Below are 12,123 nucleotides of genomic sequence, written 5' to 3' on the forward strand. Positions count from 1 at the left end.
TCGGGGGGAACTATTTCAGGAGCGGCCCCCTGACCGAAAGTCGGGCCTTGTGAAAACCGCGTACGGGCGCCTCGGCCGATTCCGTTGACGGGGTTGAAACCGGGCCGGAGAGTGGTATTTCGTCGCGAGGGGGACATGCGCGGTGTTCCCGCCGTGTAGCGGATCGGGGGGTCTGCCATGGGTGCCGGTGCAGGTGTCGAGAAGGCGAGTGACGGCACACGCGTGCCGTGGGGGGACGTGCTGCTGTCCGCCGTCGCCGCTGTGAGCTGGGCGTTGATCGGGATGGCGGGCACGGCGGCGCTGGGGCTGCGTCTGCTGGAGGCGGACACGGCGGGCTCGTTGGGGCCGATGACCGCGGCGGTGGTGGCCCTTGGGGCGGGTGGTTCGGTCACACCGTCCGGCGATGTGTCGGTGTTCGGCCTCACGGGCGCGGAGGCGGACACGGCCATCGAGATCACGCCACTGGGGGTGAGCCTGGTCGGGGCGGTGGTGCTGTCGTACTTCTTCCTGCGGTCTTTGCGGGCGGCGGGAGTTGTGATCTCACCGGCCGAACTCCTCGCGCGTGCGGGCGCGGTGGTCGCGCTGTTCGTGGCGATGCTGGGCGGGCTGGCCTGGGCGGGGCACGACGTCATCACGATCGACGGCGGCTCGCTGGGGCTGGACGACCTGACCGGCGGGAGCGGAAGCGGCGGCCTGGACATCCCCGGGCTCGGGGACGTCGGGGACATCGGCGGGCTGCTGCCGGACCGGATCGGGGACCTGGTCGACGCGCAGGCGGCGGTCGGTTTCACGGTCGACACCGTGCCCACGCTGTTCGGCGGTCTTGGCTGGTCGGCCGGGATCCTCCTCGTGGCCCTGCTGGCCTCGCGCCGTACGCCGCTGCCCCCGGGGTGGGAGGCCGTGCACCGGGTCGTACGGCCGGCCGTTTCCGCGGTGGTGACCGTGCTGCTGGTGGCCGTGGCGGCGGGGTTCGCCGCGGCGGCGTACGCGGCGAGCGGCGACGACCACCCCGAGCGCATCGCCGGCGCGGCACTGCTCGGGGCACCGAACGGGGTCTGGCTGGGCGTGCCGATCGGCCTGTTCGTGCCGTGGGACGGCCGGGCTACGGGTGAACTGACCCGTTTCCTGCCGGACCCGCTGGACGACCTGCTCGTGGCCCGCCCCGACCAGCAGGTGACGCTGGGGAGGCTGGCCGAGCTGGACGGGCGGGTGTGGCTGCTGGGAGTGGCGGCGGCGCTGATGATGCTGCTGGCGGGGGTGCTGACGGCGGTGCGGTCGCCGGTGGGGAGCGTCGCGGGCAGGCGGGCCGAGGCGGCCGTACGGGGTTCCGGTGCCCTCGGTTTCGCGGGCAGGTGCGCGCTGCGGCTGGGGGTCGCGACCGCGCTGGCGCTGCCGTTGCTGGCCTGGCTGACGGATGTGTCCGTGACCGCCTCCCTGTCCGTGCTCGGCTTCGACGCGTTCGGCGCGGGCATCGAACTGCACGGGCATCTCGGCATGGCCCTGCTGCTGGGCGCGGTGTGGGGCGCGGGGGCCGGGGCGGCGGGGGCGTTGCTGGCATGGGCGAGCGGGGCCGCCGGGCGGTCGGCGGCGGCGTTGGCCCGAGGGGTCGGGTCGGCAGGGGCAGGGGTGGGGGCAGAGGGCGGCTCGGGCCCGCCCGGGTACGACGAAGGCACCGGCCGGCACCACGAAGGCACCGGCCGGCACCACGAGGGCACCGAGCGGTCCGGGGACCGGGGCGATCCGCGAGGCGCGCGGGCGTCGCACGGGAAGGAAGCCGGGCCGTACGCGCCGGGTACGCCGTACCGGCCGCCGAACCCGGCCACCAATCCGTATCTCCGGGTTCCCGACGAACTGCGAGAACCGGAGGACGCACGGCCCGCCGGTGAGGAACGGCGGCCGGGAGAGAGCTGGAGCCGGCCGGGCGACGCGCGCCGGGGCCGGCAGGACGAAGAGCGGTCGGGCTCAGGGCCCACCGAGCCCGGGAACGGCGACGTGTACGGCGCGCCCACCGTGGCGCGGCCGGTCGGGCCGCCTCCGCGAGGCCCCCGCCAGCCGCCCGGGCCGCGGGGCGGGAACGGGCCGCCGGCCCGGCCGGACGACGGGCCGCCGCCCCCGCCTCCTCCCCCGCCGCCGCGGAAACCGCGGGGCGGGAGGTGATCCATACCGGTACGCAAGATTCACGCCATCGACACGACACCCAGTGTTCGCTGTCCGCCAGCCGGACCTCACGGGCGGTGTGACCTGCCTGCCCGATACGGTGGAACCACCATGAGCGCATCGCAGACCTCGTCCTCTGACGTCCCCACCCTCCTTGTCAAGATCTTCGGCAAGGACAGGCCGGGCATCACGGCCGGCCTCTTCGACACTCTCGCCGCCTACTCCGTCGACGTCGTCGACATCGAGCAGGTCGTCACCCGTGGCCGGATGGTGCTGTGCGCGCTCGTGACCGAGCCGCCCCCCGGTCTCGAGGGGGATCTGCGGGCGACCGTCCACAGCTGGGCCGAGTCGATGAAGATGCAGGCGGAGATCATCTCCGGCCTCGGCGACAACCGGCCGCGCGGACTGGGCCGCTCCCTGGTCACCGTGCTCGGGCATCCGCTCACCTCGGAGGCGACCGCCGCGGTCACCGCGCGGATCACCAGGACCGGCGGCAACATCGACCGTATCTTCCGGCTCGCCAAGTACCCCGTGACCGCGGTCGAGTTCGCCGTGTCCGGTGTGGAGACCGAGCCGCTGCGCACCGCCCTGGCGCCCGACGCGGCGAAGCTCGGCATCGACGTGGCGGTCGTGGCCGCCGGTCTGTACCGGCGTGCGCAGCGCCTGGTCGTCATGGACGTCGACTCGACGCTCATCCAGGACGAGGTCATCGAATTGTTCGCCGCGCACGCCGGCTGCGAGGACAAGGTCGCCGAGGTGACGGCGGCCGCGATGCGCGGGGAGCTGGACTTCGAGCAGTCGCTGCACGCGCGCGTGGCGCTGCTGGAGGGGCTGGACGCCTCGGTGGTGGACAAGGTGCGCAGCGAGGTGCGGCTGACGCCGGGCGCCCGCACCCTGATCCGGACGCTGAAGCGGCTCGGCTACCAAGTCGGCGTCGTCTCGGGCGGGTTCACCCAGGTCACCGACGATCTGAAGGAACGGCTGGGGCTGGACTTCGCCCACGCCAACACGCTCGAGATCGTCGACGGCAGGCTGACGGGCAAGGTCACCGGCGAGATCGTCGACCGCGCGGGCAAGGCCCGGCTGCTGCGCCGGTTCGCGGCGGAGGCGGGCGTGCCGCTGTCGCAGACCGTGGCGATCGGTGACGGTGCGAACGACCTGGACATGCTGAACGCGGCCGGTCTGGGCGTCGCCTTCAATGCCAAGCCGGTGGTGCGCGAGGCCGCGCACACCGCGGTGAACTTCCCGTTCCTGGACACGGTCCTCTACCTGCTGGGCGTCACGCGCGAAGAGGTCGAGGCGGCGGACACCCTCGACACGGTCTGAAGACACCCGCGACACCGCCCGAACCACCCGAGACACCGCCCGCCCCGCCGGGCAGGGCCCGGCACCGCTGCGGTGCCGGGCCCCCTGTCACAGCCTCTGTCACGCGGAGAGGGTCACTCGGTCGGCGCCCAGTAGTCCCGCAGCTCGGCCACGCCCGGCTCCACGCTCTTCCACGAGCCGGTGAACGACAGGACGGCGAAGGCGGCGGCCGGGAACCCGCGGCGGTCCATCCGCTCACGGGCGTCGTCCTCGGCCGAGCCCGCCAGGATGTCGGCGAGGCCCTGGATGCCCGGATTGTGGCCGATCATGAGGACGTTCTGCACATCGTCGGGGGTCTCGTTGAGCACGGCGATCAGTTCGCCCGGCGAGGCGTCGTAGATCCGCTCTTCGTAGACGGTTTTCGGCCGATGCGGGAACTCATGGACGGCGAGCTTCCAGGTCTCCCGGGTCCGGACCGCGGTGGAGCACAGGGCCAGGTCGAAGGGGATGCCGGTGTCGGCCAGCCTGCGCCCGGCCTCCGCCGCGTCTTTTCGGCCCCGGTCGGCAAGCGGGCGCTCGTGATCGGTCACCTGTGGCCAGTCGGCTTTCGCATGGCGGAAGAGGACAATCGTGCGGGGTTCTGCGACGCTCATGAGATCCAGCTTCGCATGAAACACGCCATGGGGCGCAGGGAGTTGACCACCGGCTTTGGCCGTGCTCAGCGGGCTGTCAGCTGCCGCAGTCGCTCGAAGAGGTGGGTGACCACGGGGTCACCGGTGGCCGCGTGGGCGTCGGACGGGTTCAGGATCAGGACGAGCAGCGCCGTGAAGAGAAGCGCCGGCAGGGCCAGGGCCCACCAGGGAAGCCGGCTGTCGGCGCCGCACCGGGTCACCGGGTGGGGCGGGGTCTGCGTAGGGGCCGACATGGGTGCCTCCGCTCTTCGAGTGGCCGGTGGCCCCCGTCTCACGGCCACACCTCGAAGCTACGGAATCCGCGCCGGCCAACCCATCCGGTGACCCACCCACTTGACCCTGACCCTCACCCCCTAGGGGACAGGGGGGCTAGCCCCACCATCGGCGGGGCCAGGGCCGGTCACGGCGAGGCGAGCGTCGCGATGACGGCGATGACGATGAAGATCGCGAAGAACGCGCCGAACACGAGCAGCATCTTCTTCTGACCATGCTGGGGATTCGGATCGAGCACTGGCATGGGGCAAGTGTCGCACCCACCCCGGGCGCGGTACGCCCCGGGGTGAGGCCGACGCGACGAGGCCGGTTCAGCGGCCCGCCTCGTCCTCCACCGTGCGGTCGCGGCCCGCCAGCCAGCCGACCACCATCTGCGGGACCATCAGGGCGCTCATCAGCGTGATCGGCAGGCCCCAGCCGCCGCTGTGCTGGTAGAGGACGCCCACCAGGAGCGGTCCCGGGATGGAGATGAGGTAGCCGGTGCTCTGCGCGAACGCCGACAGCTGGGCCACGCCCGGGCCGGTCCTGGCCCGCATGCCGACCATGGTGAGGGCGAGCGGGAAGGCGCAGTTCGCGACGCCGAGCAGCAGGGCCCAGGCCCAGGCGCCGTCGGCCGGCGCGAGATACAGCCCGGCGTAGCCGATCAGGCCGCAGATGCCCAGGGCGAGCACGATCGGGCCCTGGTGCGGCAGCCGGGTGGCCAGGCGGGGTATGACGAAGGCCAGGGGCACGCCCATCGCCATGGTGAGCGCCAGCAGCAGTCCGGCGGTGCCGGCGGGCACGCCGGCGTCCCGGAAGATCTGCGCCATCCAGCCCATCGTGATGTAGGCGGCGGTGGCCTGGAGCCCGAAGAAGACGGCCAGCGCCCAGGCGGTACGGCTCCGGGTGATCCGCATCCGCGGCGCCTCGCCGCGCGCGGGGTCCGCCGGGGCGGGGGCCGGAGTCTCCTCGTGGCCGGCTTCCGACCGGTCCTCCTTCCCGGCTTCCGACCGGTCCTCGCGCCCGGCTCCCGTCCGGACGGAGGCCGACGCCTCCGTGGCGGCATCCGGGTGCCGCGTAGCCCCGTCGGCCCGCTGCCCGGGCCCCGAGGCCGCCGCGCGCCCCCGTACGAACGGCAGCCACGGCAGGATCGCCGCGACGGCGAGCCCCGACCACAGGGCCAGGCCCGACTGCCAGCTTCCGCCCAGCGCGTCGGACACGGGCACCGTGACCGCGGCCGCGAGAGACGTGCCCAGGGCGAGTCCCATGGAGTAGACCCCGGTCATGGAGCCCACACGGTCGGGGAACCACTGCTTGACGATGGCCGGCATCAGGACGTTGCTGACCGCGATGCCCATGAGGGCGAGGGCACTGGCGGCCAGGAAGCCGGCCGTGCCGCCGGCGTACGGCCGGATCGCCAGGCCGGTGGCGATGGCGGCCATGCCTGCGCACACCACGGCGCCCGCTCCGAAGCGGCGGGCGAGCCGCGGGGCCATGACGCCGAAGACGGCGAAGCACAGCGGCGGAACGGAGGTGAGCAGTCCGGCCACGCTGCCGCTCATGCCGAGCCCGTCGCGGACCTCCTCCAGGAGGGCGCCGAGGCTGGTGATGGCGGGCCGGAGGTTCAGGGCGGACAGCACGATGCCGAGGACGAGCAGCCGTGTCGTCCACGCGCGCGTGGACGGGCCGCCCGGTTTCCGGGCGTCGTGCGCGGCCGAGCTGCGAACGGTCGGGGGCGTCATCGTCCGGGTTTCCTCACTAGCCATGAGGCCCATCATAGAATCATGGGATGATTGACTGTCCAATCCGTCCACTCCTCGGCTGCCGTCCGGCGCCCCGGCCGTGCGAAGGTGAGCCATGCCTCTGAGCCATCCCCGTCGTTCGGCGCTGTCCGAACAGGTCATCGCCGAGCTGCGGGCCCAGATCACGTCGGGCGAGTGGCCGGTCGGGTCGCGTATCCCGACCGAGCCGGAACTGGTCGAGCAGCTGGGCGTCGCCCGCAACACGGTCCGTGAGGCCGTCCGCGCGCTCGCGCACAACGGCCTGCTGGACATCCGCCAGGGCTCCGGCACCTATGTCGTGGCGACGAGTGAGCTGGCGGGAGTGATGCAGCGGCGGTTCGCCGGCGCCGATCCCCGGCACATCGCCGAGCTGCGCTCCACGCTGGAGTCGTCCGCCGCCCGGCTGGCCGCCGAGCGGCGGACCGAGAAGGACCTCAAGCAGCTCGACGCGCTGCTGCTGCGGCGTGAGGAGGCCTGGGAGTCGGGTGACGCGGAGGCCTTCGTGACCGCGGACGCGACCTTCCACCTGGCCGTGGTGTCCGCCTCCCACAACGACGTGATGACCGCCATGTACGCGGACCTGGGCGAGGTGCTGCGGGACTGGCTGCGTGAGGACGTCGGCGAGGAGCTGACGCCGGAGACGTACATGGACCACGGGCGGCTGCTCGACGCGATCCGCACGGGGGACGCGGACCGGGCGGGGGCCGAGGCGGCCCGCTATCCGTTCCTGTGCCGCCTGGGCGGGCTCAGCTCGCCCGCCGGTGGCTGACCCACGCGTCGCCGACCTCCTTCCAGCAGCGTCCCGTGAGCCGCACGGTCTGGGCGGGCCCGGCCTCCACCGGGGAGCTGTCGGTGTCGATGTCCCACCAGCGGGCGCACTCGACGTGCAGGCTCACGCGGTCGGTCTCCGGAAAGGGGTTGTGACAGAACGCGGTCACCCTGGAGTCGTTGACGCGGACCCGGCACGCGGCGCCGAAGAGGTCGGCCCGCTCCTGCTCGTCGTCGGCGGGCACGCGCGCGTGCGGCACCGCCTCGTACGCCAGGGTCAGTACGAGAGCGGCGGCGACGGACAGTGAGGCCATGCGGCGGGACAAGCGCACAAGGGTTCCTCCTCGGCCGTGCTGGGGAGGGGACCGCGTGGTGAACGCGTACTCCAGGGTGCCCGGCTGGAGGCCTCCCCCGCCCGGTCGGCTGGCCCGAACGGGTGACGCCCCGCTCCCCGCGCGCTGCGGGGAACGGGGCGTCGACGGCGTACGGGAGATCAGGCGCCGATGGCGTGCAGACCGCCGTCCACGTGGATGATCTCGCCCGTGGTCTTCGGGAACCAGTCGCTCAGCAGCGCGACGATGCCGCGGCCGGCCGGCTCGGGGTCCTTCAGGTCCCACTCCAGCGGCGAACGGTCGTCCCAGACGGCGGCCAGCTCGCCGAAGCCCGGGATGGACTTGGCGGCCATGGAGGCGAGAGGGCCGGCGGAGACGAGGTTGCAGCGGATGTTCTGCTTGCCCAGGTCGCGGGCGACGTAGCGGCTGGTGGCCTCCAGGGCGGCCTTGGCCGGGCCCATCCAGTCGTACTGCGGCCAGGCGAACTTCGCGTCGAAGGTGAGACCGACGACCGAGCCGCCGTTCTGCATCAGTGGCAGGCAGGCCATGGTCAGCGACTTCAGCGAGTACGCCGAGACGTGCATGGCCGTGCTGACCGACTCGAACGGCGTGTTGAGGAAGTTGCCGCCGAGGGCGTCCTGCGGGGCGAAGCCGATGGAGTGCACGACACCGTCGAGGCCGCCGAGCTCCTCGCCGACGATGTCGGCCAGGCGCCCGAGGTGCTCGTCGTTCGTGACGTCGAGCTCGATGACCTTGGTGGGCTTGGGCAGCTTCCTGGCGATGCGCTCGGTCAGCGTGGGCCGCGGGAACGCCGTGAGGATGATCTCGGCGCCCTGCTCCTGGGCCAGCTTGGCGGCGTGGAAGGCGATGGAGGACTCCATCAGCACACCGGTGATCAGGACGCGCTTGCCCTCGAGAATTCCGCTCATGGTGATCAGTGACCCATTCCCAGTCCGCCGTCAACGGGGATGACGGCTCCAGTGATGTACGAGGCGTCGTCCGAGGCGAGGAACCGCACCGTCGCGGCGACCTCCTCCGGCTGGGCGTACCGGCCGAGCGGGATCTGCGACACGATGCCCTTGCGCTGCTCGTCGGAGAGCACCTTGGTCATGTCGGTGTCGACGAAGCCAGGCGCGACGACGTTGAAGGTGAGGTTCCGCGAGCCCAGCTCACGGGCCAGGGAGCGCGCGAAGCCGACCAGGGCCGCCTTGGAGGCGGCGTAGTTGGCCTGGCCGGGGCCGCCGTAGAGGCCGACGACCGAGGAGATCAGGACGACGCGGCCCTTCTTGGCCCGCAGCATGCCGCGGTTGGCGCGCTTGACCACACGGAAGGTGCCGGTGAGGTTGGTGTCGATGACCGAGGTGAAGTCCTCCTCGGACATGCGCATCAGGAGCTGGTCCTTGGTGATGCCGGCGTTGGCGACGAGGACCTCCACGGGGCCGTGGCTCTCCTCGATCTCCTTGTAGGCCTGCTCCACCTGCTCGGGGTCGGTGATGTCGCACTTGACGGCCAGGAAGCCTGCCGGCGGCTCACCCGAGCGGTACGTGATGGCGACCTTGTCGCCGGCATCGGCGAAAGCACGGGCGATGGCGAGGCCGATGCCCCGGTTGCCTCCGGTGACGAGAACCGAGCGGCTCAACGGATCACCCTTTCGATAGCGGTCTGATACGCCCGCCCGGGCGCCTGGACGACAGGCGGCGATGACAGGCGGCTTCCTCGAAAACCTATCGGTCCGGACACGCCCGCGGACAATCGGGCACCGACAGTGGCGTACGGGACTCACTGTCGGGTCCCTACAGAAAGCCACGCACCCGGGGTACGGAAACTCATGGCCCGCGGGCGGGATGGACGACATGATCGGAGCAGTCACGCAGTACGGCAACCACGCTCACCTCGACAGAAAGAGACGGCGGTGCCTCATACCATCGACGAGGCCTTCACGGCCCTCCCCCTACGCGCCCTCGCCGACGCGGCCCTCGCACGCGCGCGTGCGCTCGGTGCCGAGCACGCGGACTTCCGGTTCGAGCGGGTGCGAGGCGCCTCCTGGCGGTTCCGGGACGCCAAGCCCGCCGGGTCGTCGGACACCACCGACCTCGGGTACGCGGTGCGGGTGGTGCACGGCGGTACGTGGGGTTTCGCGTCCGGCGTCGACCTCAGCCTGGACGCCGCCGCCAGAGTCGCCGGGCAGGCGGTGGCCATGGCCAAGCTGTCCGCCCAGGTGATCAAGGCGGCCGGGTCGGACGAGCGGGTGGAGCTGGCCGGCGAGCCGGTGCACTCCGAGAAGACCTGGGTCTCGTCGTACGAGATCGATCCGTTCACCGTGCCCGACGAGGAGAAGGCCGGGCTGATCGCGGACTGGAGCGCGCGGCTGCTGGCGGCCGACGGGGTCGACCATGTCGACGCCTCGCTGCTCACCGTCCACGAGAACAAGTTCTACGCCGACACCGCGGGGACCGTGACCACACAGCAGCGGGTACGGCTGCACCCGGTGTTCAACGCCGTGTCGGTGGACGAGTCGAGCGGCGAGTTCGACTCGATGCGCACCCTCGCGCCGCCCGTGGGACGCGGCTGGGAGTACCTGCGGGGCACCGGCTGGGACTGGGAGGGCGAGCTGGAGCGGATCCCGGAGCTGCTCGCCGAGAAGATGCGCGCCGCGAGCGTCGATCCGGGCCTGTACGACCTGGTCGTCGACCCGTCCAACCTGTGGCTGACGATCCACGAGTCCATCGGGCACGCGACCGAGCTGGACCGGGCGCTCGGCTACGAGGCCGCCTACGCCGGCACCTCCTTCGCCACGTTCGACCAGCTGGGCAGGCTGCGGTACGGCTCGGAGCTGATGAACGTCACCGGCGACCGCACCGCCGAGCACGGGCTCGCCACGATCGGGTACGACGACGAGGGCGTCGAGGGCCAGTCCTGGGACCTCGTCAAGGACGGCACGCTCGTCGGCTACCAGCTGGACCGGCGGATCGCGAAGCTGACCGGGTTCGAGCGCTCCAACGGGTGCGCCTACGCCGACTCCCCCGGGCACGTGCCGGTGCAGCGCATGGCCAACGTGTCGTTGCAGCCGGACCCGGCCGGGATGTCGACCGAGGATCTGATCGGGGGCGTGGAGCGGGGGATCTACGTCGTCGGCGACCGGTCCTGGTCGATCGACATGCAGCGCTACAACTTCCAGTTCACGGGTCAGCGCTTCTACCGGATCGAGAACGGGCGGCTCGCCGGGCAGCTGCGGGACGTGGCCTACCAGGCGACGACCACCGACTTCTGGGGTTCCATGTCCGCCGTCGGTGGTCCGGGGACCTATGTCCTGGGCGGCGCCTTCAACTGCGGCAAGGCCCAGCCGGGCCAGGTCGCGGCCGTGTCGCACGGCTGCCCGTCGGCCCTCTTCAAGGGCGTCAACATCCTCAACACGACCCAGGAGGCCGGTCGATGAGCGCGCGTTCCAGCAAGCCGCACGAGGTCGTCGAGCGCGCCCTCGAACTGTCCCGGGCGGACGGCTGTGTCGTCATCGCCGACGAGCAGTCCACCGCCAACCTGCGCTGGGCGGGCAACGCCCTGACCACGAACGGCGTCACGCGCGGGCGCACGCTCACCGTCGTCGCCACGGTCGACGGCAAGGAGGGCACCGCCTCGGGGGTCGTGTCACGGTCCGCCGTGACCGCCGACGAGCTGGAGCCCCTGGTGCGGGCGGCCGAGGCGGCCGCCCGCGGTGCCGGGCCCGCCGAGGACGCGCAGCCGCTGGTCACGGGCGTGGCCGCGAGTCCGGAGTTCACGGAGGCGCCCGCCGAGACCTCCTCCGCGGTGTTCGCCGACTTCGCCCCGGCGCTCGGCGAGTCTTTCGCACGCGCGCGTGCGGGCGGCCGGGAGCTGTACGGGTTCGCCAACCACGAACTGGTGTCGACGTACGTGGGCACCTCCACGGGGCTGCGGCTGCGGCACGACCAGCCGAACGGGACGCTGGAGCTGAACGCCAAGTCACCGGACCGGACCCGGTCCGCGTGGGCCGGGCGCTCCACGCGGGACTTCAAGGACGTCGACCCGGCGGCCCTGGACGCGGAGCTGGCCGTGCGCCTCGGGTGGGCCGAGCGACGGGTGGAGCTGCCCGCCGGCCGGTACGAGACGCTGCTGCCGCCGTCGGCCGTGGCGGACCTGCTGATCTACCAGTTGTGGTCGGCGTCGGGCCGGGACGCGGTGGAGGGCCGCACGGTGTTCTCCAAGCCGGGCGGGGGCACGCGGGTCGGCGAGAAGCTGACCGACCTGCCGCTGACCCTGCGCAGCGACCCGAACGAGCCCGGCCTGGAGTCGGCGCCCTTCGTGATCGCGCACTCCTCCGGTGGCGATGAGTCGGTGTTCGACAACGGGCTGCCGCTGGCGGCGACCGAGTGGATGCGCGAGGGAGAGCTGCGGCATCTGACGACCAGCCGTCACAGTGCGGGCCTGACCGGTCTGCCGGTGGCGCCGGGCATCGACAACGTGATCCTGGACGGGGGCGAGGACCGCTCCCTGGACGAGATGGTGGCGAGCACGGACCATCGTGGGCCCTGCCTGCTGCTGACCTGCCTGTGGTACATCCGCGAGGTCGACCCGGCCTCGCTGCTGCTGACGGGCCTGACCCGGGACGGCGTCTACCTGGTCGAGAACGGCGAGGTGACCGGCGAGGTGAACAACTTCCGGTTCAACGAGACGCCGGTCGGTCTGCTGGGCCGGGTGACGGAGGCCGGGCGGACGGAGAAGACGCTGCCGAGGGAATGGAGCGACTGGTTCACCAGGGCCGCGATGCCGGCCCTGCGGGTGCCGGACTTCAATATGAGCTCTGTCAGCCAGGGCGTATAA

Annotated in this window: 12 protein-coding genes; 5 read left to right on the plus strand and 7 right to left on the minus strand. The window is 72.1% G+C overall.

Translation table 11 applies throughout. From position 1 onward, the window contains the following. The first annotated feature begins 177 nt into the window (after positions 1 to 177). Both OHU35_RS09465 and serB read left to right on the plus strand, forming a co-directional pair. The gene (locus tag OHU35_RS09465) at positions 178 to 2,157 is read left to right on the plus strand and encodes a streptophobe family protein (RefSeq protein ID WP_405505146.1); all 1,980 of its coding nucleotides are present in this window, start codon (positions 178 to 180) and stop codon (positions 2,155 to 2,157) included. 111 nt (positions 2,158 to 2,268) lie between these two features. Further along, complete coding sequence (gene serB, locus OHU35_RS09470; protein WP_189730215.1) at positions 2,269 to 3,483, plus strand: phosphoserine phosphatase SerB; 1,215 nt, start codon at positions 2,269 to 2,271, stop codon at positions 3,481 to 3,483. 113 nt (positions 3,484 to 3,596) lie between these two features. Here serB and OHU35_RS09475 read toward each other — a convergent pair whose 3' ends face one another. The 4 genes from OHU35_RS09475 to OHU35_RS09490 all read right to left on the minus strand — a co-directional run bounded on the left by OHU35_RS09475 (position 3,597) and on the right by OHU35_RS09490 (position 6,184). Continuing rightward, a complete protein-coding gene (locus OHU35_RS09475; RefSeq protein ID WP_189730217.1) occupies positions 3,597 to 4,115 on the minus strand; it encodes a histidine phosphatase family protein in 519 nt (172 codons plus the stop codon). Between the two features lie 65 nt (positions 4,116 to 4,180). Further along, a complete protein-coding gene (locus tag OHU35_RS09480) occupies positions 4,181 to 4,387 on the minus strand; it encodes a hypothetical protein (protein WP_189730219.1) in 207 nt (68 codons plus the stop codon). A gap of 167 nt (positions 4,388 to 4,554) precedes the next feature. Then, positions 4,555 to 4,671: an SGM_5486 family transporter-associated protein gene (locus OHU35_RS09485; protein ID WP_104779641.1), complete on the minus strand. Its 117-nt coding sequence runs from the start codon at positions 4,669 to 4,671 to the stop codon at positions 4,555 to 4,557. Between the two features lie 67 nt (positions 4,672 to 4,738). Further along, the gene (locus OHU35_RS09490; protein ID WP_405505147.1) at positions 4,739 to 6,184 is read right to left on the minus strand and encodes a CynX/NimT family MFS transporter; all 1,446 of its coding nucleotides are present in this window, start codon (positions 6,182 to 6,184) and stop codon (positions 4,739 to 4,741) included. 79 nt (positions 6,185 to 6,263) lie between these two features. Here OHU35_RS09490 and OHU35_RS09495 point away from each other — a divergent pair, with 79 nt between their 5' ends. After that, the gene (locus OHU35_RS09495) at positions 6,264 to 6,956 is read left to right on the plus strand and encodes a FadR/GntR family transcriptional regulator (RefSeq protein ID WP_233878775.1); all 693 of its coding nucleotides are present in this window, start codon (positions 6,264 to 6,266) and stop codon (positions 6,954 to 6,956) included. On the opposite strand, the gene OHU35_RS09500 is transcribed toward OHU35_RS09495, so the two are convergent. The 3 genes from OHU35_RS09500 to fabG form a co-directional block, all read right to left on the minus strand. Beyond that, positions 6,934 to 7,287, minus strand: coding sequence for a hypothetical protein (locus OHU35_RS09500; RefSeq protein WP_189730225.1), 354 nt, complete (start codon positions 7,285 to 7,287; stop codon positions 6,934 to 6,936). The two genes, OHU35_RS09495 and OHU35_RS09500, sit on opposite strands and share 23 nt — an antisense overlap. A 161-nt stretch (positions 7,288 to 7,448) precedes the next feature. Next, positions 7,449 to 8,216, minus strand: coding sequence for an enoyl-ACP reductase FabI (gene fabI, locus OHU35_RS09505; protein ID WP_189730226.1), 768 nt, complete (start codon positions 8,214 to 8,216; stop codon positions 7,449 to 7,451). A gap of 5 nt (positions 8,217 to 8,221) precedes the next feature. Further along, positions 8,222 to 8,926 (minus strand): 3-oxoacyl-[acyl-carrier-protein] reductase, encoded by a 705-nt coding sequence (gene fabG / locus OHU35_RS09510; protein ID WP_189730228.1) that lies wholly within the window; start codon positions 8,924 to 8,926, stop codon positions 8,222 to 8,224. Positions 8,927 to 9,199: 273 nt separating this feature from the next. Between fabG and OHU35_RS09515 the strand changes: the two genes are divergently transcribed. Next, positions 9,200 to 10,723 carry a TldD/PmbA family protein gene (locus tag OHU35_RS09515; RefSeq protein ID WP_189730230.1) on the plus strand — a complete coding sequence of 508 codons (1,524 nt, stop codon included), beginning with the start codon at positions 9,200 to 9,202 and terminating at the stop codon, positions 10,721 to 10,723. Further along, complete coding sequence (locus OHU35_RS09520; RefSeq protein WP_189730232.1) at positions 10,720 to 12,123, plus strand: metallopeptidase TldD-related protein; 1,404 nt, start codon at positions 10,720 to 10,722, stop codon at positions 12,121 to 12,123. Before OHU35_RS09515 ends, OHU35_RS09520 begins: the two co-directional genes overlap by 4 nt.

The organism is Streptomyces purpurascens, assembly GCF_045040895.1.
In the GTDB taxonomy this organism is placed as follows: domain Bacteria; phylum Actinomycetota; class Actinomycetes; order Streptomycetales; family Streptomycetaceae; genus Streptomyces; species Streptomyces purpurascens.

Excerpts from the sequence above, each read along its gene's own strand:
- OHU35_RS09475 (WP_189730217.1), bottom strand. The coding sequence starts at position 4,115 with ATGAGCGTCGCAGAACCCCGCACGATTGTCCTCTTCCGCCATGCGAAA.
- OHU35_RS09520 (WP_189730232.1), top strand. The coding sequence starts at position 10,720 with ATGAGCGCGCGTTCCAGCAAGCCGCACGAGGTCGTCGAGCGCGCCCTC.
- OHU35_RS09465 (WP_405505146.1), top strand. The coding sequence starts at position 178 with ATGGGTGCCGGTGCAGGTGTCGAGAAGGCGAGTGACGGCACACGCGTG.
- OHU35_RS09480 (WP_189730219.1), bottom strand. The coding sequence starts at position 4,387 with ATGTCGGCCCCTACGCAGACCCCGCCCCACCCGGTGACCCGGTGCGGC.
- OHU35_RS09490 (WP_405505147.1), bottom strand. The coding sequence starts at position 6,184 with ATGATGGGCCTCATGGCTAGTGAGGAAACCCGGACGATGACGCCCCCG.
- fabI (WP_189730226.1), bottom strand. The coding sequence starts at position 8,216 with ATGAGCGGAATTCTCGAGGGCAAGCGCGTCCTGATCACCGGTGTGCTG.
- OHU35_RS09495 (WP_233878775.1), top strand. The coding sequence starts at position 6,264 with ATGCCTCTGAGCCATCCCCGTCGTTCGGCGCTGTCCGAACAGGTCATC.
- OHU35_RS09485 (WP_104779641.1), bottom strand. The coding sequence starts at position 4,671 with ATGCCAGTGCTCGATCCGAATCCCCAGCATGGTCAGAAGAAGATGCTG.
- serB (WP_189730215.1), top strand. The coding sequence starts at position 2,269 with ATGAGCGCATCGCAGACCTCGTCCTCTGACGTCCCCACCCTCCTTGTC.